The following is a 22,810-nucleotide window of genomic DNA, read 5'->3' as shown; positions in this document are numbered from 1 at the left end:
TGGCTCCTTTTTACTAGAGCCACTCCATTTGTTTTATACTTGATGTAAAAACTTTACACAAACCGGGTAAGGGACAGAAACCGTTGATGGGAGGAGTGTCAATCGGCCGGTTTCTTTGTCTCTTTCAAACAAGACAAGGTTGCCTGTTTCTTCATTTGAAGCAACGAGGAACCCTTCCGTTGGGTCAAGTACAAAGTCACGAGGCCAGTTTCCTTCTGTCGACACTCTTTCTACGAAAGCCAGCTCTCCTGAATATTGATTCACTTCAAATACGGCGATACTGTCATGGCCGCGGTTTGCGACATAAACAAAACGTCCATCCTGCGTGACATGAATTGCGCTTCCCTGGCTGTTATCTGTAAAATCATCAGGGATGGCAGAAACGACTTGGATTTCTCTAAATTCGCCGGCTGTCGGGTTGTATTCAAGCGCAATCACTTCATTGCTTAATTCTGTCATGACATAAGCGTATTTTTCTTTCGGATGAAAAGCGATATGGCGAGGTCCTGCACCGGGAGCGAAGGAATGGCTTCCGGATTCAGTCAACACGCCGTCATTCAGCTTATAGGTGTACAGCTTATCTATACCTAAATCAACCGCTACCACATAATTGTGTTCAGGTGTGAACCCCGCGTAGTGTGTATGCGGTTTTTCTTGTCTTTCGTGCGGCCCTTTTCCTGTGTGAGCGGCTTCTGAAACAGGTGATTGCAAGCTGCCGTCTTCCTGAACCGGAAAAACGTGTACCTTCCCGCTGTGATAATTGGCAGTCAGGACGAATTGATTTTGATCATCAATGCTTACGTGACATGGCGAAGGGCCATCAATTAACTGATGATTCAGAAATGTCAACTCGCCGCTGTTTTTATCGATTTGATAGGCAGCAACTCCGCCTTGGCCGTCTGCTTTTTCGATGGAATAAAGGATGGTGTTGTTTTTATTCGGCGCCACATATGTCGGGTTGCCCAGCTTAGCGGCCAGCTTTGGCTCGCTGAGTGCTTTTTTCTCAGTATCAAGCTCAAATGAATAAATTCCTTCGCTTCCGCCTTTTGTATACGTCCCGACATATCCTATGTATTTTGTCATGCGATTTCCCCCTTAAAAATGATGTCACCTCTATATTAACGTATCTTGATAAAATAAGCTGTTCAAAACATGAAAAAGGGGAAGATTCTTCATTCGCCTCGAATCAGCGGCATTGTGCAGCACCTGAAGGAGCCGCCTGATTTAATAATTTCTGACAGGTCAATTTCGATAATGTGATAGCCTCTTTTCGATAGCTGTTGATTGACATGGCGGTTGCCAGGGAGACTGATGATCGTTTTTTTTCCGATTGAAAGGACGTTGGTGCCAAGCGTAAATTGTTCGTCCTCGGGCACCTCAATAAGATCATAACGTTTTGCTAGCATATCGGCTGCATCTGGCTCAATGGCCTGTGGATAAATTAACGCTTCGCTTTCAGATACAATGTTAAATACGCAGTCCAAATGCAAAAATTTTTCATGAAGCTTCACTGGAACGATCGTATATTCAGGAAGTGCCTCTTCCAGCTGGCCGATAGCTGAAATGTCGGTGCGCTGGCTGATTCCGACATAAACAATGTCATCATCGATAATGACGTCTCCGCCTTCAATACTCGTATCAAGCATGCGGGTGTAAGAGATACCTTGGCTGTGAAAAAAATCTTTTATAACGGCTTCTTCTCCTTGGCGAATCGGTTCAGTCATGCTTGACAGAAAGGCTTTTTCTCCGATGACAAATCCTATGTCCCTAGTAAAAACCTGCTCTGGGAGCCCGTCGCGAACGGGTAAAAGGATGACCTCAACGTTGTGTGACCTAAGTGCCTCCACTAAGCGGCTGTGCTGGTCGTTAGCGGTTTTTACATGAATATTGTCATCTTCAAAATGTTTTTGTGTTTCGTTTATAACATCTTTTATGGTCATGTGCTCAGGTTTGCATAAGATCACTTTCTGAAGTGTGCCGTATTCCGTTCGGCATACCGTTTTGTGCTGAGATTTCGGGATGGATACGTCCATTTGTTTTTCCTCCTAAAGTGTGAAGAATACATTTATTATTCCCTCATCATGAAAATCATTAAACCATTTTAAATTTTAGACAAATGGAAGAGAATATTGTTTAATAGGAGAATATAAGTGCATTTAGCTAAAAGATCAGACATCAAAGGGGAGAAAGGTATGGAAACACCGGAAACAAGATTTTGTAAAGAGTCAAAGGTTGTGAAAACCAGCAGGGTGTTCCCGCTTGACACGAACAACCATAATACGCTGTTTGGCGGAAAATTAATGAGCTACATAGACGACATTGCCTCTATTTCAGCGGCGCGCCATTGCAGACGTGAAACGGTAACAGCTTCAATGGATTCTGTAGATTTTTTAAAGCCGATCGGGCAAAAGGATTCTGTCTGCCTAGAGTCATATGTGACATGGGTCGGCACATCTTCTATGGAAGTATTTGTGAAAGTTATTAAGGAACATTTGATGACTGGCGAACGGGAACTCGCTGCCACATCCTTTTTGACATTTGTCGCATTAGATTCAAATGGCAAGCCGGTGCCTGTACCGAGGGTTGTACCGGAAACAGAAGAAGAAATCATGCTGCATAATACAGCTGTACAGCGCGCTAATGAACGTAAGAACCGCAAGAAACACAGCCAGGCGCTTGCAAATGCGCTCGGAACTGATAAGCCTTGGTGAACGTTAAACCCAAAACATAAGTTGTTTTGGGTTTTTTTTTGTACTTTTCAATGGTGATTATTACAATGGTTAGTCCATTTTTGCTAGGGGATTCTATAAAAAAGCAACAAATGTCATGTTAAATTGATAATTTTGTGACAACTTTATTAAAGATTCATTTTAGATATATCTTTTATTCGTAAGATCATGTATTTTAAAGATATATCCTGAATACATCTTTTCGAAAGGATTGTTTATAAAATGTTAGATAACAAAACAATCGAAATTATTAAAAGCACTGTACCTGTATTGCAACAGCATGGAGAAACAATCACTGGCCGTTTTTACGATCGGATGTTTCAAGACCATCCAGAGCTTTTGAACATTTTTAATCAAACAAACCAAAAGAAAAAAACACAGCGAACTGCACTGGCAAATGCCGTTATTGCAGCTGCGGCAAACATTGACCAATTAGGAAACATCATTCCGGTTGTCAAACAAATCGGCCACAAGCACCGCAGTATCGGAATTAAGCCTGAGCACTACCCAATCGTCGGTAAATATTTGCTGATTGCGATTAAAGATGTATTGGGAGACGCTGCAACTCCTGACATTATGCAGGCATGGGAAAAAGCGTACGGAGTCATTGCTGACGCGTTCATCGGAATTGAAAAAGACATGTATGAACAGGCTGAAGAGCAAGCCGGCGGCTGGAAGGAGTATAAGCCATTCGTTATCGCAAAAAAAGAGCGGGAAAGCAAAGAAATTACATCCTTCTATTTGAAACCGGAAGACGGCAAGCCGTTACCTGAATTCCAAGCAGGGCAATATATCAGCATCAAAGTGCGGATTCCTGATTCTGAATATACGCATATCCGCCAGTACAGCCTGTCTGATATGCCGGGAAAAGACTATTATCGAATTTCAGTGAAGAAAGATGGTGTCGTGTCTTCCTACTTACACGATGGGCTGCAGGAGGGAGATTCAATAGAGATCAGCGCACCGGCAGGGGACTTTGTTTTAGATCATGCATCACAAAAAGATCTCGTTTTGATCAGTGCCGGAGTTGGCATTACACCAATGATCAGCATGCTTAAAACATCTGTTTCCAAACAGCCTGAACGGCAAATTTTGTTCATTCATGCGGCGAAAAACAGTGAATATCATGCATTGCGCCATGAAGTAGAAGAAGCAGCAAAACATTCTGCTGTTAAAACAGCATTTGTGTATCGCGAGCCGACAGAGGAAGACCGTGCAGGTGATCTGCATTTTCATGAAGGACAGATTGATCAGCAATTCCTCAAAGAACTGATTGCCAACACAGATGCGGATTACTATATTTGCGGTTCACCGTCGTTTATTACGGCAATGCATAAGCTTGTATCAGAGCTCGGATCAGCGCCGGAATCTATCCATTACGAGCTATTCGGCCCGCAATTAAGTTTGGCGCAGTCCGTTTGAACACATACATGAAACTCTTCTCCTTTCAGAGAAGAGTTTTTTATTGAGATATAAGAAGGTAGACAAGCGCCGGTTTCTACATCCGGACAATCACAGACCCGCCGCCATTTGTGCATACACGGTTTTGCTGTTCTTGCATTGTTCTCAGCAATTCATTGTTTACCTCAATCGCTCTAATTAGTTGCTCCATCCTTAGCTCCAAACCGGCCAGCCTGTCGATTGTTTGCTGCTGGTAGCCCGCGGGTTGGGGAGCCAATGGCAGATCAAAGGGCCAATGGGTATTCGACTTCTGATTTTTCATATTGCGTATTGCGCCTCCAATCGGTGTCACTTTCTATTATGTTATGTTCAGGCGATGTGCACGTTCGCCTATTTAGACACTGATGCATAGCGGGCCTGCCACGGGGCACAATAGGCTCAATATGACCAGCGGATGGAGGTAAAGATCGGTGTTATGGATGGTATGGGTATTTTTACTGAAGCCAGTTATCGTATTTTCGATTGCATATATTTTGTTTCGGCTTGCCGGTAAAAAAGCTGTGTCACAAATGAACAATTTTGATCTGCTTTTGACCTTCGCAATCGGAACCATTATCAGTGAGCCGATCCTTACATCCAAGCTGCCGATGTCAATTTATTATGCGGGTGCTTTTTTGGTGCTTTATCTTATCATGAGCAAGCTCTCTTTATCTAATAAATGGCGATGGCTCCTGGTCGTGAGCCCGACTGTCCTAATCCGAAACGGGGATATTGATGAACGCGGCCTTCGTAAAGAAAGGCTGACTGTTAATGAGCTGCTTGGAAAGCTGAGGGAAAAGGGCTATGCCGACCCGGCTGACATTGATCTTGCTATCATTGAAGAAACGGGAGAAGTAAGCGTCATCCCGAAAGAGGAAGCGAGAGCGGTGCAGGTGCGGGATTTGAATATGGAAGCTGAACGGAATTTTATCCCGATTCCGCTCATACTGGATGGCGAAATCCTTGATCATAATTTGAAATATCTCCAAAAAAACCGATCCTGGCTGTTTGAGAAGCTTGAGGAAAAAGGGTACAGCCCCAAACTGCTGTCTTCGATTACCCTTGGCACGATGAATGCACGCGGTGATATATCCCTTGATTTAAATACCGCTAATGAACCGCAGCATGATCCTTACTTATATAAACCGGGAAATAACAATTAAGATGGCTCTCTCTTGTAATGAGAGCTTTTTTCTTTTTTAAAGGGAATTTTTGTTTGGTGTCAAATGTACCTAGTTAGGAGGGGAACTGAACATGAAGGACTTATCCATAAGAAACGACATGGCGCCAACGGTCAGTTTGCTGTATTCCGCAGTGGAAGAAAACAGTCTCCGTCTGGCTTCCATCGTAAGCCATATGACACACAGTGAACTTTACTATAAGGGGCGCTGCCAAACAAAAAACAGCACGGCTCAGCTTTTGCACCATATCACAAATGTTGATATCAGATGGGTCTGGCGTATCAAGGAAAATCGGATACCGGACCATATTGAACAGGCATACGGCCCGATGACAGATGAAAGCGGACGGCTGCCTGAACCGGTGAATCAGCCAGACTTAGATGAACTCCTGAAAAGACATCAGCATGTAGTTGAGGAGTTGAAATCGGTATGCTTCACTTTAACTGAAAATGCTTTGAACCAGCCGCTTTCTTTTGAAGGTGACACCGCGACGATACGATGGGGAATTTGGCATATGGCAGATCATAACCGCTATCATCAGGCACATATTGAAGCTCTCAAAAAAGAATGGAAGCAGGATGTGGCGAAATATGAACGCTAAAACGAAGCTTGTGACTGATCGAATTCGTTTGCGCTGTATGGAAGATCGGGATCAAGCCACTTTGTTTGGGCTGCTTTTTAATGATCCTGACGTCATGAAATATTATTCCGGTTTAAAAGATAAGAGGCAAACCCGCGAGTGGGTCAATTGGAACCAACGAAATGAAAAAGGGTACGGCGTTAGTCTGTGGATCGCCGAAGATAAGCGGACAGGGGAGTTTTTGGGGCAATGCGGCATCGTTCCCCAGCAGATCGAAAATCAAACCGTAATGGAAATTGGCTATATGTTTGCCCGCCGCCACTGGGGGAACGGCTATGCGCAAGAAGCGGCTCGGGCCTGTCTGGACTATGGCTTTAACGAGCGGCAGTTCGGCAAAATGACGGCTTTGATTGATCCAGGTAACAAAGCGTCCATACGGGTAGCGGAGAAAATCGGCATGCATTACAGCAAAACGATCAGAAAATGGAATAAACCGATCGCGGTATATGAAAGAAAATCTTACAATTGAAAGATAGAGCTGAGTTTAGTATCATGATATCATGTAAAGTTTTCTAGGGTTCCGCATGTCAATTGACATGGACTGGTCCGAGAGAAAACACATACGCGTAAATAGAAGCGCGTATGCACACGGAGGGAAAAAAGCCCGGGAGAGTCAATCTCATGTGAGACGACTGTCCGGGGTTTTTTTGTTTTCGGAGAATCTTAATAGATAGAAAGGAATGACTCAAAATGAAATGGGGATTGGTCGTGCTTGCCGCTGTTTTCGAGGTTGTTTGGGTGATAGGCTTAAAGCACGCTGACTCAGCCTTAACATGGAGCGGCACTGCCATCGGCATCATATTCAGCTTTTACCTTCTAATGAAGGCGACTCACAGTCTGCCTGTTGGTACCGTGTATGCCGTCTTTACCGGGCTCGGCACAGCGGGAACAGTACTTAGTGAAATCGTTCTCTTTCATGAACCGGTTGGATGGCCGAAGCTATTGTTAATTGGCGTGCTCTTAATCGGTGTAATCGGGTTGAAGCTTGTGACACAGGATGAGACAGAGGAAAAAGGAGGCGAGGCATAATGCTGCACTGGATCAGTTTACTGTGCGCGGGCTGTTTAGAAATGGCCGGCGTGGCCCTTATGAATCAATATGCGAAAGAAAAAAGCGTGAAATGGATGCTGTTGATCATTGTTGGTTTTGCCGCTTCATTTTCCTTGCTGTCGTACGCAATGGAAACCATTCCGATGGGAACGGCTTACGCGGTCTGGACAGGAATTGGCACCGCCGGCGGGGCGCTTATCGGCATCCTCTTTTACAAGGAGCAGAAAGACGCCAAACGGATCTTCTTTATCGCGTTGATTTTATGCTCAGCAGTTGGTTTAAAAATTCTGTCATAAATTGATTTTTATCAAATCTTCAGTATAATGGATAAATAGTTTAGACTTACAAAGATAAGAGGGATTATTCATGAAATCATATATGACTCAGCGGTTGGACGAATACCGTGACGGAAATGAGGATAAAGGGCGGCTCTTGGTCAGCTGCCCCGATCAGCCGGGTATCGTCTCTGCAGTTTCCGCGTTTTTATTTGAACACGGTGCCAATATTATAGAATCAAATCAATATACGACAGACCCTGAAGGCGGCCGGTTCTTCCTGAGAATCGAATTCGACTGCGCAGGCATTCGTGAGAAAAAAACATCACTTCAGGCGGCGTTTGCCTCTGTAGCGGATAAATTCGACATGACATGGAGCTTAACTTTGGCAAGTGAATTGAAGCGTGTCGCCATTTTTGTTTCAAAGGAGCTTCATTGCCTGCATGAGCTGATTTGGGAATGGCAAACCGGCAACCTGATGGCGGAGATCGCTGTTGTCATCAGTAACCATGAGGAAGCGAGAGAGCTGGTTGAGCGCCTGAACATTCCATTCCACTATATGAAAGCGAACAAAGACATCAGAGCGGAAGTCGAAAAGAAGCAGCTTGAACTGCTGGAGCAGTACGATGTTGATGTCATCGTTCTCGCACGCTATATGCAGATTCTAACTCCTGATTTTGTTTCGGCTCATCCGAATCGCATCATCAATATCCACCATTCATTCCTGCCAGCTTTTATCGGTGCGAATCCGTACAAACGGGCCTACGAGCGCGGCGTGAAACTGATCGGTGCGACATCTCATTATGTGACAAACGATCTTGATGAAGGGCCGATCATTGAACAGGATATTGAGCGTGTGGACCACCGCGATAATGCGGAAGCGCTGAAAAACATCGGAAGAACAATTGAACGCAGCGTGCTTGCCCGTGCTGTGAAATGGCATTTGGAAGACCGTGTCATCGTTCATGAAAATAAAACAATCGTCTTTAACTAGACTGCAAGAGGCCCGCGCAAAGCGGGCTATTTTTGATGACAAAAAACCTTGACAAGTGTCTTTTTTCTTTGCATAATATAAAAAAATCATTGAGCGTTGAAGAGGATTAGTAAGCAGACCTTTCTGTGACAGAGAGCAAAATGAATCGCTGAAACATTTTGCCGCATGAAACCTGCCGAACCTGCCTTGGAGTCCTAGGGGGAAAACCTAGGCGCATAACCTGGCGTTACAGGAGAGCGGAGCGTGCACAAGCGCGTTCAATCAAGGTGGTACCACGGAAACCCATTTCGTCCTTATGAATCAGGATGAAATGGGTTTTTTTATTGTAGAAGAGCCGCGGAGGAGAATAAATGAAAAAACAAAGAATAGTAGTGAAAATAGGAAGCAGTTCGCTCACGAATAGCAAAGGAAGCATTGATGAGGCAAAAATCAGAGAGCATGTTCAGGCGATTTCCGTGTTAAAAAAAGCGGGGCATGAAATGATTCTGATTACCTCGGGTGCCGTAGCGGCGGGGTTTTCCAGCCTCGGTTATCCATCTCGTCCCGTTACCATCAAAGGAAAACAGGCGGCGGCCGCGGTCGGACAAACACTGTTAATGCAGCAATATATGAATCAATTTAAACAATACTCACTGACTCCGGGACAAATCCTTTTAACGAGAAATGATTTTTCGAAAAGAGAACGGTACCGAAACGCGTATGCTACGATAATGGAATTATTGGAACGCGGCGTCATTCCGATTATCAACGAGAACGATTCTACGTCTGTTGAAGAATTGACATTCGGAGATAATGATATGCTTTCTGCGTTAGTCAGCGGATTGATTCACGCGGACCAGCTCATGATTCTCACCGACATTAACGGACTGTATGATGCCAATCCAAATGAAAATCCTGAGGCGAAACGATTTGATTATTTGCCGGAGATCACGCCTGAATTGCTTGGATATGCAGGTTCAGCTGGATCAAAGGTCGGCACCGGCGGAATGAAATCAAAGCTGTTAGCCGCACAAACCGCGCTGTCTCTGGGAGTGAAAGTATTCATTGGAACTGGCAGCGGAGAGCAAAAACTTGCGGACATTTTGGACGGCAGGGGAGACGGCACTTATATCGGAGACAAAGAACTATCTTCGGTTAACAACACAAGGCAGTGGATTCAGTTCCACTCGCCGATATCGGGAGAAATTATCATTGATGCGGGTGCCGAGGAGGCGATGATCCATAATGGAAGCAGCCTTTTGCCCGCTGGCGTTGTGGGTGTGAACGGAAGCTTTCCGAAAGGGGCGGTCGTGGAAGTCAGGGGACCGGGCGGCGTGATCGGCAAAGGCCAAACCCATTACTCCTCTGAGGAGATTATGGAAGCCAAAGGAAAACGCAGTGACGAACTTGATTTTGAGAAAACGTTTGAGGTTATTCATAGGAATGACTGGGTCAATGTAAACGACTAGGAGGCGGAAAAATGAGTGAAGTTTCTGTAAAAGCGAAGCTGGCGAAAGAAGCAGCAGCCGAAATGATCATGAAAACAACAGCCGAGAAGGATGAGGCGCTCAGCCTCATTGCAAACGGACTCCGCAAAGAACTTGATTTTCTCTTGGCGGAGAATGCAAAAGACATTGAGAACGGAAAAGAGAATGGTTTAACACCGGACATCATTGACCGTCTCACATTGGATGAGAAACGGATACGCGATATCGCGGACGCGGTGGAGCTCTTAATCGACTTAGCGGACCCAATCGGCGACTCTCTTGAAACGATTGAAAAAGAAAACGGCCTGTTTATTGAAAAAATCCGTGTGCCGCTCGGTGTCGTAGGAATGATTTATGAGGCGAGGCCAAACGTCACAGTTGATGCGGCTACCCTTTGCCTGAAGACAGGGAACGCGGTTGTGCTGCGGGGAAGCTCCTCAGCCATCCACAGCAACAAAGCGCTCGTCAGTGTCATTCACAGAGCACTTGAGCAATCAGCGCTTCCGATTCACGCTGTGCAGCTGATTGAGGATACGAGCAGAGAGACAGCAAAAGAGCTCTTTACGTTAAATGATGGCTTAGACGTATTGATTCCGCGCGGAGGCAAGAAACTGATTGATCTCGTTGTGAGAGAATCAACAGTTCCTGTATTAGAAACGGGAGCAGGAAACTGCCACATATTCATTGACGAAACAGCCAAACCGCAAATGGCAGAAAAGGTTGTCGTAAATGCCAAAACGCAGCGCCCTTCCGTATGCAACGCGATTGAATCATTGCTGATTCACAAGGCTTGGGCAAGACAGCACGGGAAAGAATTGCTGGACCAGCTGGAAAACGCGGGAGTTGAAATTCGCGGTGATGAATTGGTATGTGAACTCCATCCTTCAAGCAAACAAGCATCAAAAGAAGATTGGGAAACCGAATTTTTAGCGCCTGTCCTCAGCGTAAAGACGGTTGAAAACGTCCAAGAAGCTGTGAAGCATATCCAACAATACGGCACCAATCATTCAGAAGCGATTTTAACTGAAAATGACAAAAACGCGGCATATTTTCAAACGGCTGTCGATGCTGCCGCGGTCTATCATAACGCGTCAACCCGCTTTACCGACGGCTTTGAATTCGGCTACGGAGCCGAAATCGGCATCAGCACGCAAAAGCTTCATGCAAGAGGACCGATGGGGCTTCCTGCACTGACTTCTACAAAATACATCATTAAAGGAACTGGGCAAATCCGTGAATAGCGGGGCAATGTTCAATGAAAAAGCTTATCTCATTACGAGATAAGCTTTTTTATACGTGAAAAATTGACATTTCAAATTTAATTGTGTACAATTTAATTGTATAAAATATATTGGGGGAATGAAAAATGAGTCAGCCATTATTTACAGCAACTGTTTCAGCGGTAGGAGGAAGAGAAGGAAAGGTCATTTCATCAGACCGCGTTCTTGAGCTTGATGTCGCAATGCCGGGGACACCGAGAGCCAAGAAATTAGAAAAAGCGACAAATCCAGAGCAGCTGTTTGCAGCAGGTTATGCAGCTTGCTTTGACAGCGCCCTGCAGCTTGTCGCAAGAACAGAACGGGTAAAAGTAGAGACAGAGGTTACAGCAAATGTTAGCCTGTTAAAGGATGAAGCGGACCAGGGCTATAAGCTGGGTGTGACGCTGCAAGTAAAAGGAGAAGGAGTCAGTGCATCAGAATTGGAGGCGCTTGTGAAAAAAGCGCACGGCGTCTGCCCGTACTCAAAAGCAACCTCCGGAAATATTGATGTGACACTTGAAGTTGCTGAATAAATAAAAAGAGGATGCCTGTACAAGGCATCCTCAATTTTTTTGATGAAGTGTTTCCAGCAATGTATATAGAGTGGATTTTAACTGTTTGAGATCCTCCCCAGACTGCTTTGAGAGCCCCAGAATTGTCTCTGGAATGTCAACCGCTTTTTCTTTTAAGAACGCTCCGTCCTCTGTCAGGCTGATCAACACGGACCGCTCATCCTCTTCAGATCTTTTTCTCGTAATCAAACCCTGTTGTTCCATTCGTTTAAGCATCGGAGTGAGCGTTCCTGAATCTAAATACAGCTGTTCGCCCATTTTTTTGACAGTAAGCGTTTCATGTTCCCATAACAAAAGCAAAGCCAAATATTGAGGGTATGTTATATTCAGCTTATCAAGCAGCGGCTTGTATTGCTTTGTCATTTCCCGCGAACTTGCATATAGCAAAAAACATAGCTGATTCTCCAATTTCATATGATCAAATTTATTTTCCATTTTGTTCACCAACTCTTTTTTGTCATTCGATTCTATTGTATCTGAAAAACCTCACTTTTCCTATTCTCGGCAAACATAGCATGTTTAAAAAGATCAGAAAGGGAAATATAACAACTAGATACAAATAAGGAGGTTGGGAAATATGGCACTATTTACAGCAAAAGTAACCGCGCGAGGCGGACGAGCAGGACATATTACATCAGATGACGGTGTTCTTGATTTTGATATTGTCATGCCAAATGCCAAAAAAGAAGGACAAACCGGCACAAATCCGGAACAGCTCTTTGCGGCAGGGTATGCTGCATGCTTCGGCGGCGCGCTCGAACACGTAGCCAAAGAGCAGAATATCGAAATTGATTCGGAGATTGAAGGGCAGGTCAGCCTCATGAAGGATGAGAGCGACGGCGGGTTTAAAATCGGTGTCACACTTGTTGTGAACACGAAAGATTTAGATCGGGAAAAGGCACAAGAGCTTGTCAACGCCGCTCATGAATTCTGTCCTTACTCAAAGGCAACCAGAGGAAATGTTGATGTAAAACTAGAATTAAAATAATGACCGGCATCCTGAGTGTTCTCAGGATGTTTTTTGGTGTCGGAGCATGCGGGGCGGGCACAGATTTATGATAAAACTTCAGAGAAGCGTTTGAAGCATGCCTTTAAACCAAAAGTTACAGGTGAAGCGGGCGGCTGGCTCGGTGTCTGCCAAGCTGAATTCCGGCGCGCATGATTGCTGTTTTGTATTTGCACAGGGCATAGCGCTACTTGGAGAAATAACAAGGACCAGGCCGCGCATGCCTGATCCTTTTAATATTCTTTCTTATTGGCGAAGTTCCGCCATGCTTGAAACGGGGATAAATGCTCTGTTAGTGTCACTTGATAAAAGGGGATCGATCTTTCTTCAGCAGGTTTATCAATTTCTTTATAAATGAATGAATCATCAAACCCGGCTTCGGCAGCGTCTGTGTGCTCAGCTGCATAGAAAACGGCTTTAGGCCGGGCCCAGTAGATGGCGCCCAAGCACATTGGGCATGGTTCACAGCTCGTATACAAAATGCAGTCATCAAGCTGGTATGCTCCTAGCACCTTACAGGCTTTTCGAATAGCTGTGACTTCCGCGTGGGCAGTCGGATCATTGCTTGTTGTGACGTTGTTCTGTCCCTCTGCAATAATGGCTCCGTCTTTCACGATAACGGCTCCAAAAGGCCCGCCGATTCCTGCATTCACTCCTTCACATGCGAGAGTGACAGCCCGTTTTAAGAACGTTTCATGATTCATCCCAATCCTCCTGTCAATAGAGTGTTATTAGTATAGCCGAAAAGAATGCAAAGAACATTCTTAAAAAAGTGCAAAATAAACAAAGTAATTGGGGGATTTGCTAAAATAAGAAACTATTGTGGCTGTATTATAGAAAAAAACCATCTGCCAAATGCAGATGGTTTTTTCAAATTATACTAGCTGTGTCTGCTGTGCTCTTGCCTGTTTTGCAGCTTCAACCATGTTTTTCAATGCTGCAACCGTTTCTTCCTGCTGTCTTGTTTTCAATCCGCAGTCTGGATTTACCCAGAAGCGGTCAGTCGGACAGACGGCAAGCGCATCAACGATAATATTGTACATTTCTTCAGTTGACGGCACACGAGGGCTGTGAATGTCATATACACCAAGGCCAAGCCCTTTCAAATACGGGTGGTTTTTTAAGTAATCTAAAAATCCTCCGTGGCTTCTGCTATGTTCGATTGTAATCACATCGGCATCAAGATCATTGATTGTATCAACGATATCTTCGAAGTTGCTGTAGCACATATGTGTATGAATTTGTGTCTCGTTTTTCACGGAAGAAGTGGTTAATCTGAAAGCTTCTGCCGCCCAAGTCAAATACTCATCCCAATCGCGGGTTTTTAATGGAAGGCCTTCACGCAGCGCTGGTTCATCGACTTGAATGATTTGAATGCCTGCGTCTTCAAGCGCTTTAACTTCTTTGCGAAGGGCAAGCCCGATTTGGAAGGCGATTTCTTTCCTCGAGATGTCGTTTCGAGGGAAAGACCAGTTTAAGATTGTAACCGGGCCCGTCAGCATTCCTTTTACATGCTTGGAAGTCAATGACTGTGCGTAGACTGTGTCTTTCACTGTCATCGGTTCAATAAATTCAACATCTCCGTAAATGACTGGCGGGCGGACACAGCGTGAGCCGTATGATTGAACCCAGGCATATTTAGTGAAGGCGAAACCGGCCAGCTTTTCACCAAAGTATTCGACCATGTCTGTCCGTTCAAATTCGCCGTGAACAAGGACATCAAGCTCCAATTCTTCCTGAATATCAATCCATCTTTTTGTTTCCGCATTGATAAAGTTTTGATACTGTTCATCGGACCACTCAGCTTTCCGCCATTTTTGGCGTGCGCTCCGCACTTCAGCAGACTGCGGGAAGCTGCCGATCGTTGTCGTCGGCAAAAGCGGAAGGCCGAGAGATTCATTTTGCAGGGCTAAACGTTCTTCAAACGGAATCGGGCGCTTGAAGTCTTTATCAGTTAATTGCTCAAGCTCTTTCTTTTGTTCAGAATTGGCGCCTGTTGCAAACTGTTTAAGCGCCTGGATATCAGCCTTAGCCTGCTGAATCTCTTCGCTGATCGCCGCTTTTCCTGATACTAAGCCTTCTTTCAAAGCTGTCAGCTCGGCCAGCTTTTCTTTTGCGTAGGATAATCCGTTCAATAGGTCTTTTTCCAAATGCTCATCAGGGTGTTTCGCTACCGGAACATGCAGCAGGCTGCTGGAAGGCTGAATCCACAGTTCATCAACTTTTGCAATGCTGAGAATATCAAGAACGGCATCGAGACGCTCTTCAAGGTCCGCTTTCCAAATGTTGCGTCCGTCGATAACACCGGCTGCCAGCACTTTGTCTGTCGGAAAGCCATGTGTTTTAAGCTGTTCCAGGTTTCTGCCTTTGTCGTGAACGAAATCAAGGCCAATACCCTGAACCGGGTAAGAGATCAGCTCTTCATAAGCATCAACAGAATCAAAATACGTCTGCAAAAGCACATTCAAGGATGAAAGCTCACTTGTAATGCTTTCAAATAATTCTTTTACACCGCGGACATCTTCACTAGAGGCGGTAACGAGCGCCGGCTCATCGATTTGAACCCATTTTACGCCTTCTTCTTCAAGCTCTTTCAAAAGCTGTACATATAATGGCACAAGGCGTTTTTGGATCGCTTTTGCTTCAGACGGTTCATAGCCTTTAGCAAGCGTAACGAACGTATAAGGGCCGACAATCACAGGCTTTGTTTCCACACCGTATTCCTGTTTGATCCGGCGATAATCTTCGAGTTGTTTGTTTCTTGTCAGACGGAACTCAATGCTCTCGTCATATTCCGGAACGATGTAATGGTAATTTGTATTAAACCATTTTGTCATTTCACTAGATACGGCGTCTTTGATTCCGCGGGCGATAGCGAAGTATGTATCGGTAGCATCAGTCAAATGTCTGAAACGTTTCGGGATCCAGTTGAAGCTGACTGCTGTGTCGAGTACATGGTCATACTGTGTGAAATCAGAAACAGGCACAACATCAATCTGCTGGTCAATTTGTGTTTTTACTGCGGATAAAAAAAGTTCGTCGATTTGCTTCAAAAACGTATCTTTATCAGTACTGCCTTTCCAATACGCTTCAAGTGCTTTTTTCCATTCCCGGTTCAGTCCGATTCTCGGAAATCCTAAATTCGATGTTTTGATGGTTGTCATTGTTTCTCCTCCTTTATATGTAAAACACTCTCGTTAACCCGCGGATACAGGCTCCTAAGAGGTTTTCTCACAACAAAAAGCCTCTTTCCCATGAGAGAAAGAGGCTTTTCTGCGTAAAACACTGCCTCTCTCATCTCTCAGATTCAATCTGATGGAATTAGCACCGTGCCTTATGAGACATCAGTCTCGGCGCGAAAAGCAGTGCGCCCCATTTCACAATGGTATTACGGTCGGTTGCTGTTGGGGTCAAAAGGCCAATCCCTCGCCCAACTCTCGATAAGAGAAAATGTTATTAATTTTTTGAAAAGTTGAATCATTTGTTGGTAATCTTAACAGTAATTCAAATTCATTGTCAACATAGAATTTGAAATTTTTATTTATATGATGTGGTGTATATTATATAAGAAAAATAATCTTATAGGGTCAACAAATGTGATTGCTCTGCTTTTTCTGCGAGCTCATCAGGAGCTGTTAAATACAGGAATCCATTGCCTGCCAGCGTTTTTGCAATTTCAAGAGGAAGTGTCCTGCGGATTAGCTGTGCGAAAACTTCAGATTCAGAAAGCTTTCTTTGAAATGATTCTTCTTCATAGCTTTTGATTAAAGCAAGCGCTCCGCTGACATGAGGGGCAGCCATTGAAGTGCCGGTCAGCTTACCGTACTTCTTGTTGGGAAGGGTGGATAAGATATTTTCTCCTGGTGCCACAAGGTCAATCTCTTTATTTGCGTTAGAAAATTCTGATAATTCTCGCGCTACTGAAACAGATCCAACTGCAATGACTTCGTTATAAGCTGCGGGGTAGGAAAGCTCTTCTGTGCGTTCGTCGCCGTCACCCTCATTTCCCGCTGCACAAACGACAAGCACTCCGTTTTTGACTGCGTTTTTCACTGCTTCTTCCAGCTCTGGCACATCGCTTGGCCCTCCAAGGGACATTGAGATGATGTCGACTTTCTGTTCCACCGCGTAATTGATGCCGTTTATTATCCATTCGTATTGTCCGCTGCCGTTCTCGCCGCCAAGAACCTTCACAATCAATAGGCTTGCCTCAGGCGCGACTCCGGCAATGCCTCCGTTTGAATCATTAGCTGCAATCGTTCCGGCGACGTGTGTGCCGTGTCCGTTGTAGTCGGAAATCGCATCTTCCTTGCCGCCGTCGTCATCCGTGAAGTTCTTTCCGCCGATGATTTGATTTTTTAAATCAGGGTGGCTTGTGTCGCAGCCCGTGTCTAATACAGCAACTTTAATGTTTTTGCCTTTTACCCCTTTTGCCCACATTTCTGGCGCCTTAATCACTTTAATGCCCTCAGGAAGCTCGTTTACATCCATGATCTGCTCATTCGTCACATACGGGATCAAGCGGATTTCACCATTCATAAAAAAGCCCTCCTTTTTTATGCTTGCAAGTGGATTCAAGGGTGTTGCCTCATATTATATGAAAAAAGCAAGCGCTCGGACAGAGCCATTTGAAGCATTTTGAAAAAATAGGATACACACCAAAGAATTAGTAATCTTCAAAATATTGGATGGCTTCAACATGTATGACTGGGATTCAACTGTAAGTCAAGTTATAATAGTGTTGGGGAAAGGAGCAGTGTCATGAAACTGAATGAAAAATTATATGCATTTTTTTCAGAGCATGTGGAACAAATGGCCGAGGAATGGATTGAAACGATGGAGGAAAGTGATCCGAATTCGCTTTACGCCCTACATAATGCAACAGTAACGGAAGAATTGAAAGAGCAGGACAGAGAATTTTACCGGCATCTGAATTACATGTATGTTTTACCGGAAAAACAATTTCTCGAAGAGTTTCAAGAGTGGGTCATAGAGCTGACCAACGATCAAAAACATCTCGACACACCGGTTCAGTATGTCATTCGGGAGTTTATGAGAAACAGGAGATTATATACGAAGTATTTTGAGAAGTTCGCAGAAGAAAATGAGTCAGCGTTTGAACCGGGAGAGAAGCAAAAATGGGCTGATTTGATTGTAAAAGTATTTGATTTCACCATATATACATTCGTTGATCACGCTGAAATGAATGCCAAGCAGCAATTAAACGCCCAAAGAGAAATGATATTGGAACTAAGCTCACCTGTCATTACCCTGAGCAAATCAACAGCTCTGCTGCCCCTTGTCGGTGACATTGATACCGAACGGGCGAAGTTTATTCTGGAAAACACGCTTCAAGCTTGTGCGAAAAGGCGTGTGGAGCATCTGTTAATCGATCTGTCAGGTGTTGTTGTGGTGGATACGATGGTGGCGCACCAGATCTTTAAATTGATTGAGGCGCTTAATCTGATCGGTGTCCGGTCAACCCTGTCAGGAATCAGGCCTGAAATTGCGCAAACTGCTGTACAGCTGGGGATTGACTTTTCGAATATTACCATTAAAACCAACCTTGCCCAAGCATTAAACTATCATCAATAAAAAAATCCGCTATCTGTGATAGCGGATTTTTTATGATGCGAAACATAAAGATACGAGAAAGGATCCCGCGAATAATAAGAGGACGAGGCAAAAGAACACCCAGTCGCGCCGGTTCACGCTCAATGTCCTGTAGTATGTCCGGTTTCTGCTTCCTGTAAATCCTTTCGATTCCATCGCAAGCGCTGTCCGTTCCGCTTTTCTGATGGCGCTTGCCAATAGCGGTATGGTATATCGTTTTAACGCACCGATTTTATTCATGATGCCGCTCTCCGCCGCTCCTCCTCTGATTTTATGAGCCTGCTGAATCAGCTGGACCTCATCCTTTAACAGCGGAAGAAAGCGAAATCCTGCAATGACACCGTACGCGAGCTTTGGTGAGAGCCTGCACTGCTGGACAAGGCTCAGCATAAATAAAATCGGATCGGTTGTAAAAACAAACATCATCGATAAGGCGGAAAAGCATAAAATACGAAACCCGAGAGAGATGCCGACAGACACATTATCGCTGTTAATGGAGATAGGGCCTGCTTGAAACAAAAAATTATCCGGTGTTGTCGGCACTTTTCCAAAAACTGCGGCTGTCCACACGCATCCGAATGCTAAAATCAAAAACGGAATCGTAAACAACAACCATTTTTTCAATGGGATTCCGGCCGCCAGTAAAACGCCCGCAACGATGATGATATAAAAACATGCCGGAGTGTAAGGGTTGTAAATAAATGACAGCATGACGACACAACAAAAAACCGCCGCCGCTTTCACAGTCGGATTAATGAGATGTAACGGCTGCTTCATCACGCACCTCCTCTTGAAATGCCATCCATTCATATAGAAGGGGAAGGGTGAGCTTTGTTTTTTGAACAAGCCCTGTTTCTTGAGAAAACAACTGCGCTGGAGATCCGTCAAAGGCCAGGCCTGTATCGTGAAGCACAAGCACGCTGTCAGCATACGAAGAGACTAGCTCCATATCGTGTGTAATCATAAGGACAGCAGTTCCCTCTGCCTTGATACGTTGAATCATTTCCATGCATTCAGCCGCCGTGCGGGCATCCTGGCCAAAGGTTGGTTCGTCTAATAATAAAACCTTTACGTCATGCATGAGCATAGTAGCTACGCTCAGTCGCCGTTTTTGCCCTTGGCTGATCGCAAACGGATGATGATCAGCCAAATGCGCAAGACCAAAACGCTGCAGCAGGTGTTGCGCTTTTTTCTCAGTTTCAGCATTTGCTTTCTGGCCGAACAGAAGCTCGTCATACACCGTATCGGTGACGAATTGATGCTCAGGGTTTTGAAAAACAAATCCCATCCGTTTACGCAATTCTTTTTCTTTATATTTCTGCAGCGGCTGATCATAGAGAAGGATTTTGCCGCTTTGCGGTTTCATGAGACGGGCCAGAACTGATAGGAGCGTCGATTTTCCAGTTCCGTTCGGACCGACAAGCACCGTTAAAGAGCCTTCGCGCAACGAAAAGCTGATGTCTTTGAAAATTGCCTGCTGTCCTCTCGCGAACGAAAGGCTGCTGACTTCAAGCACACTCTCCCCAGAAGGGGCTTTCTTCTTTTTGACATGCCCGGCAGGAATAGGCTCTTTGAACAGCATCTCTTTTGATAAAGTAAACGGCATACTCAGCTTTTCCTGCAGATGACAGACCTTTGGAATGGCGATGCCCAATTTCTTTAGTGTCTCCGCTTCATGCTTAAATAGATTTTTCGTTAGGCCATCCAGTGCCTTTTTGCCTGATTTGTCGAGTACGATCGTTCTCTCAATCCAAGGCGCCCATTCATCAAGCTGGTGCTCAATGACGAGGAGGCTGAAACCTTTTTCCCGCTGAAGATCCTTCATCAGATGAACGAACTCCCGCGCTGAGAAAGGGTCTAAAAGAGAAGTCGGCTCATCTAAAATAATAAGCTCAGGCTCCATCGCCAAAATACAGGCGAGAGCCACTTTCTGCTTTTGTCCTCCTGAAAGGGTTGAGATCGTTTTTTCTTTTAAATGGGTAATGCGTAATTTTTCTAATACGGCGTTGATTTTCTCTGTCATTGCTTCTTTTGGAATTTGCAGATTTTCCAGCCCGAACGCAATTTCGTCCTCCACCGTCAGCATGCAGAACTGCTGATCAGGATCCTGAAAAACGACCCCGGCATGCTGAGTAATCGTTTCGGAGGTTTCAGCATCTGTGACCGGCTGTTGAAATAGAAAGACATGTCCGGACTGAACGCCGTCGCAAGCCTCCGGATATAGACCGTTTAAACAAAGGGCGAGCGAGCTTTTACCGCATCCGCTCGGTCCTAATAATAAAACACATTCTCCTTTTTGAAGCTCAAACGAAATGTCTTGAAAAACCGGTTTCTCGTCTTCTTCATAAGAGAAGCTGAGCTGCTCAACCGTCAGAAGCTCATCAAAAGCTTGCATGTTCTGACGCCCGCTTCCGTTTCTTTTTCAGTTCCTTTCCGAGTGCCATTCCGTTTAACACACCTGTATAAGCGAGAGAGTCGCTGACAGCTTTTCCGAGAAGCCCCGCCAAAAGCGCGCCGGAAATGAGGCGGATCACAAGCATAATGAGCAGATAACCTGGTGAATAGGCTGCATAGCCAGAAACAAAGAGATCATAGATAAAGCTGGCTACTGAAGACCCCATACCGGCCAGCATAAGGACAGGGAGAGAGTATGCTTTCCAGCGTGTTGCAAGAAACACAGCCTCAGCCCCGAGTCCTTGAACAATGCCAATGACGATGACCATCGGGCCAGACGGATTTCCCAGCAGGCACTCAACGAGAGCGGCAATGATTTCAGAAACGAGCGCCGCACCCGGTTTTCGAATCATGTACGCGGCGATCACAGAAACGATAAACCAAATGCCGTAAATCGGTTCATAGGCGATTGGCCCAAACATACCTGCAAGCACGTTTCCGAAATGTGTAAATAATAAATAAACAACGGCAAATACGATACTGATAACCGACATGATGACAATTTCTTTTACTTTCCAGCTTTTCATTTTATCCCTGCTTTCTGTTTTTTCTTGATGGACTGTTAGCCGAAAGATTCACAGTCATGGTGATATGGTTTGTTTGCTGCTCGGCCATGCGGAAAACGGCTTCCAATGTGCTGAATACGTCATGCGCATCCCCGTCAAGCTCGCTCGCGTAATGGACACTCTGTACGAAAGTGCCTTGGGCTTTTGCAATGTCGACAGCCTTCATAATCAATCCCATATAATCCGGCTCGTTCATTGGATAAAGGGCAAATTGGCACGGCGCTTCCGCCTTCAAGCCTCGGACAGCATCATCATTGACACGCTTATCACCTTTGGAAAGATATGTATCCCCCTGTGTGTCACCCGGGCATCCAATGGAAAACGTGCCGTTCATGACGATGTGTTGTTCGCTGTTTGCTGCATGAAGGTAAATGGCTTTTGCAGCATCGAATACATGATCAATCGATCCGCGTAACACCGTGCTGATATGGTCGGTTTTCGTCCATACCTTGGATGTATCTGTTTTTTTCAGCGCAGACTTGATCACACTGATAAAATCATCCGTCATCGGATATAAAGAGAAGCGAAAACCGGCGATTTTGCTTGTACCGCAAATATGCTCCATTTCTCCGACCTCCTGTTTTTTTGGTAAAATAAAAAACTGCATATCCTAAGGGAATATGCAGTCATAGATCGATTAAGCGCACAAAAAAATACACCATTCGGTCAACCTGCACTTCCCCACGCTGGTATTATCCAGATCGGGTCATAAGGGATCAAAGCGCGTTTCTTCCGCGCTTTATCTCAGCCAAAACAGCACCCCTAGTGCTTTCCGTATACAATTTTTTATTTTGACATCATAATAGATGATAAGAATCATTTTGTAAACAACGAAATCATTTTTTTCATATAGGGACAGGAGAGGATGATCACATTTGGACAAAGGACACATATTAATTGTGGAAGATGAAGAAAAAATCGCCAGGGTTCTTCAGCTTGAATTGGAATATGAAGGATACAGCGTCACGATCAAACACAATGGCACAGAAGGTCTTGATGCGGCAGCGGAAGGCGGGTATTCCTTGGTGCTTCTTGATGTTATGCTTCCGGGGCTTAGCGGACTGGAAGTGCTGCGCCGCTTGAGAAAAACGGATTCGCAGACACCGGTCATATTATTAACGGCGCGAGACAGTATTCCTGATAAGGTAACAGGTCTGGACATCGGTGCGAATGACTATGTCACCAAGCCGTTTGAAATCGAGGAATTGCTTGCGAGAATCAGGGCGGCGCTGCGACAAAATGGAACAAAAACTGAAGATATCGGCACCTTTCTTACATATGACGATTTGCGGGTGAACGAAAAAACCCGTGAAGTGAGACGCGGAGACAAAGAGGTGGAATTAACGCCGCGGGAATTTGATCTGCTCGTCTATATGCTAAAGCATCCGCAGCAAGTGCTGACACGGGAGCAAATTCTAAGCTCGGTATGGGGATTTGATTATATCGGTGATACAAATGTCGTGGACGTCTACATAAGATACATCAGAAAAAAACTGGACTATCCTTACGAAAAACAGCTGATCCATACGATTCGAGGGGTCGGCTATGCCATTAAGGGGTAAACG

25 protein-coding genes, 1 pseudogene and 3 riboswitches are annotated in these 22,810 nt (G+C 45.0%); of the genes and pseudogenes, 15 read left to right on the top strand and 11 right to left on the bottom strand.

Annotated elements, in window-relative coordinates; all coding sequences use genetic code 11:
• Positions 1–33: 33 nt before the first annotated feature.
• Together pgl and NYE22_RS15200 are read right to left on the bottom strand one after the other, a co-directional pair.
• Positions 34–1,083 carry a 6-phosphogluconolactonase gene (gene pgl / locus NYE22_RS15205; RefSeq protein WP_070548863.1) on the bottom strand — a complete coding sequence of 350 codons (1,050 nt, stop codon included), beginning with the start codon at positions 1,081–1,083 and terminating at the stop codon, positions 34–36.
• Positions 1,084–1,172: 89 nt separating this feature from the next.
• Entirely contained in the window at positions 1,173–2,033 is an 861-nt protein-coding gene (locus NYE22_RS15200; RefSeq protein ID WP_032725552.1) for a dimethylarginine dimethylaminohydrolase family protein, read from the bottom strand.
• A gap of 159 nt (positions 2,034–2,192) precedes the next feature.
• Here NYE22_RS15200 and NYE22_RS15195 point away from each other — a divergent pair, with 159 nt between their 5' ends.
• Together NYE22_RS15195 and hmpA are read left to right on the top strand one after the other, a co-directional pair.
• The gene (locus NYE22_RS15195; RefSeq protein ID WP_003232595.1) at positions 2,193–2,711 is read left to right on the top strand and encodes an acyl-CoA thioesterase; all 519 of its coding nucleotides are present in this window, start codon (positions 2,193–2,195) and stop codon (positions 2,709–2,711) included.
• Positions 2,712–2,951: 240 nt separating this feature from the next.
• The gene (gene hmpA, locus NYE22_RS15190; protein WP_003232593.1) at positions 2,952–4,151 is read left to right on the top strand and encodes an NO-inducible flavohemoprotein; all 1,200 of its coding nucleotides are present in this window, start codon (positions 2,952–2,954) and stop codon (positions 4,149–4,151) included.
• Positions 4,152–4,227: 76 nt separating this feature from the next.
• On the opposite strand, the gene NYE22_RS15185 is transcribed toward hmpA, so the two are convergent.
• On the bottom strand, positions 4,228–4,452 hold the full coding sequence (locus tag NYE22_RS15185) for a hypothetical protein (protein ID WP_032725555.1): 225 nt from the start codon (positions 4,450–4,452) through the stop codon (positions 4,228–4,230).
• A 148-nt stretch (positions 4,453–4,600) separates the two neighbouring features.
• Here NYE22_RS15185 and NYE22_RS15180 point away from each other — a divergent pair, with 148 nt between their 5' ends.
• The 9 genes from NYE22_RS15180 to NYE22_RS15140 all read left to right on the top strand — a co-directional run bounded on the left by NYE22_RS15180 (position 4,601) and on the right by NYE22_RS15140 (position 11,567).
• A complete protein-coding gene (locus NYE22_RS15180) occupies positions 4,601–5,332 on the top strand; it encodes a DUF421 domain-containing protein (protein ID WP_015715759.1) in 732 nt (243 codons plus the stop codon).
• Between the two features lie 91 nt (positions 5,333–5,423).
• Positions 5,424–5,951, top strand: a complete 528-nt coding sequence (locus NYE22_RS15175; protein ID WP_049139777.1) for a DinB family protein — start codon at positions 5,424–5,426, stop codon at positions 5,949–5,951.
• On the top strand, positions 5,941–6,459 hold the full coding sequence (locus tag NYE22_RS15170; RefSeq protein ID WP_021479443.1) for a GNAT family N-acetyltransferase: 519 nt from the start codon (positions 5,941–5,943) through the stop codon (positions 6,457–6,459). Before NYE22_RS15175 ends, NYE22_RS15170 begins: the two co-directional genes overlap by 11 nt.
• Before the next feature lie 32 nt (positions 6,460–6,491).
• Positions 6,492–6,603: riboswitch (guanidine-I (ykkC/yxkD leader) on the top strand.
• 77 nt (positions 6,604–6,680) lie between these two features.
• Positions 6,681–7,019 (top strand): multidrug efflux SMR transporter subunit YkkC, encoded by a 339-nt coding sequence (gene ykkC / locus NYE22_RS15165; protein ID WP_003232583.1) that lies wholly within the window; start codon positions 6,681–6,683, stop codon positions 7,017–7,019.
• Entirely contained in the window at positions 7,019–7,336 is a 318-nt protein-coding gene (ykkD, locus tag NYE22_RS15160; RefSeq protein WP_161985948.1) for a multidrug efflux SMR transporter subunit YkkD, read from the top strand. Before ykkC ends, ykkD begins: the two co-directional genes overlap by 1 nt.
• 70 nt (positions 7,337–7,406) lie before the next feature.
• Entirely contained in the window at positions 7,407–8,309 is a 903-nt protein-coding gene (gene purU, locus NYE22_RS15155) for a formyltetrahydrofolate deformylase (RefSeq protein WP_041850915.1), read from the top strand.
• 350 nt (positions 8,310–8,659) lie between these two features.
• Positions 8,660–9,757, top strand: a complete 1,098-nt coding sequence (proB, locus tag NYE22_RS15150; RefSeq protein WP_017695098.1) for a glutamate 5-kinase — start codon at positions 8,660–8,662, stop codon at positions 9,755–9,757.
• 11 nt (positions 9,758–9,768) lie between these two features.
• Positions 9,769–11,016, top strand: coding sequence for a glutamate-5-semialdehyde dehydrogenase (proA, locus tag NYE22_RS15145; RefSeq protein WP_014476586.1), 1,248 nt, complete (start codon positions 9,769–9,771; stop codon positions 11,014–11,016).
• 125 nt (positions 11,017–11,141) lie between these two features.
• Positions 11,142–11,567, top strand: a complete 426-nt coding sequence (locus NYE22_RS15140; protein ID WP_003232574.1) for an organic hydroperoxide resistance protein — start codon at positions 11,142–11,144, stop codon at positions 11,565–11,567.
• Positions 11,568–11,597: 30 nt separating this feature from the next.
• On the opposite strand, the gene ohrR is transcribed toward NYE22_RS15140, so the two are convergent.
• On the bottom strand, positions 11,598–12,041 hold the full coding sequence (ohrR, locus tag NYE22_RS15135; RefSeq protein ID WP_342411951.1) for an organic hydroperoxide resistance transcriptional regulator OhrR: 444 nt from the start codon (positions 12,039–12,041) through the stop codon (positions 11,598–11,600).
• 142 nt (positions 12,042–12,183) lie between these two features.
• On the opposite strand from ohrR, the gene NYE22_RS15130 reads away from it, so the two are divergent.
• On the top strand, positions 12,184–12,594 hold the full coding sequence (locus NYE22_RS15130; protein ID WP_003232570.1) for an organic hydroperoxide resistance protein: 411 nt from the start codon (positions 12,184–12,186) through the stop codon (positions 12,592–12,594).
• Between the two features lie 26 nt (positions 12,595–12,620).
• Positions 12,621–12,797 (top strand): annotated as a pseudogene (locus NYE22_RS15125) (hypothetical protein).
• Positions 12,798–12,845: 48 nt separating this feature from the next.
• Here NYE22_RS15125 and guaD read toward each other — a convergent pair.
• From guaD to isp, 3 genes are all read right to left on the bottom strand, one after another.
• Positions 12,846–13,316, bottom strand: a complete 471-nt coding sequence (gene guaD, locus NYE22_RS15120) for a guanine deaminase (RefSeq protein ID WP_038829040.1) — start codon at positions 13,314–13,316, stop codon at positions 12,846–12,848.
• Positions 13,317–13,487: 171 nt separating this feature from the next.
• A complete protein-coding gene (gene metE, locus NYE22_RS15115) occupies positions 13,488–15,776 on the bottom strand; it encodes a 5-methyltetrahydropteroyltriglutamate--homocysteine S-methyltransferase (protein ID WP_095252593.1) in 2,289 nt (762 codons plus the stop codon).
• A 127-nt stretch (positions 15,777–15,903) separates the two neighbouring features.
• A riboswitch (SAM riboswitch) is annotated at positions 15,904–16,059 on the bottom strand.
• A 132-nt stretch (positions 16,060–16,191) separates the two neighbouring features.
• Positions 16,192–17,151: a serine protease Isp gene (gene isp, locus NYE22_RS15110; RefSeq protein WP_014476592.1), complete on the bottom strand. Its 960-nt coding sequence runs from the start codon at positions 17,149–17,151 to the stop codon at positions 16,192–16,194.
• 222 nt (positions 17,152–17,373) lie between these two features.
• On the opposite strand from isp, the gene rsbRB reads away from it, so the two are divergent.
• The gene (rsbRB, locus tag NYE22_RS15105) at positions 17,374–18,207 is read left to right on the top strand and encodes an RsbT co-antagonist RsbRB (protein WP_003232560.1); all 834 of its coding nucleotides are present in this window, start codon (positions 17,374–17,376) and stop codon (positions 18,205–18,207) included.
• 30 nt (positions 18,208–18,237) lie between these two features.
• Here the strand turns inward: rsbRB and thiX are convergent, their stop codons facing one another.
• Genes thiX through thiU form a run of 4 tightly spaced genes read right to left on the bottom strand, consistent with a single transcriptional unit; the run spans position 18,238 to position 21,810 of the window.
• A complete protein-coding gene (gene thiX, locus NYE22_RS15100; RefSeq protein WP_342411950.1) occupies positions 18,238–19,002 on the bottom strand; it encodes an HMP/thiamine ABC transporter permease ThiX in 765 nt (254 codons plus the stop codon).
• Complete coding sequence (locus NYE22_RS15095) at positions 18,977–20,620, bottom strand: energy-coupling factor transporter ATPase (RefSeq protein WP_342411949.1); 1,644 nt, start codon at positions 20,618–20,620, stop codon at positions 18,977–18,979. The genes thiX and NYE22_RS15095 overlap by 26 nt, the downstream gene beginning before the upstream one ends.
• On the bottom strand, positions 20,607–21,206 hold the full coding sequence (locus tag NYE22_RS15090; protein ID WP_070548869.1) for an ECF transporter S component: 600 nt from the start codon (positions 21,204–21,206) through the stop codon (positions 20,607–20,609). The genes NYE22_RS15095 and NYE22_RS15090 overlap by 14 nt, the downstream gene beginning before the upstream one ends.
• Position 21,207: 1 nt before the next feature.
• On the bottom strand, positions 21,208–21,810 hold the full coding sequence (gene thiU / locus NYE22_RS15085) for an HMP/thiamine ABC transporter substrate-binding protein ThiU (protein WP_072174122.1): 603 nt from the start codon (positions 21,808–21,810) through the stop codon (positions 21,208–21,210).
• A gap of 96 nt (positions 21,811–21,906) precedes the next feature.
• Positions 21,907–22,019, bottom strand: a riboswitch (TPP riboswitch).
• Positions 22,020–22,120: 101 nt separating this feature from the next.
• On the opposite strand from thiU, the gene ykoG reads away from it, so the two are divergent.
• Positions 22,121–22,807 (top strand): two-component system response regulator YkoG, encoded by a 687-nt coding sequence (ykoG, locus tag NYE22_RS15080; protein ID WP_033884992.1) that lies wholly within the window; start codon positions 22,121–22,123, stop codon positions 22,805–22,807.
• Positions 22,808–22,810: the final 3 nt, after the last annotated feature.

It is taken from the genome of Bacillus sp. FSL K6-1560, assembly GCF_038592935.1.
Lineage (GTDB): Bacteria > Bacillota > Bacilli > Bacillales > Bacillaceae > Bacillus > Bacillus subtilis.
Note: the sequence above shows the minus strand (reverse complement) of the source record. Positions and strands in the feature narration are given on the sequence as shown.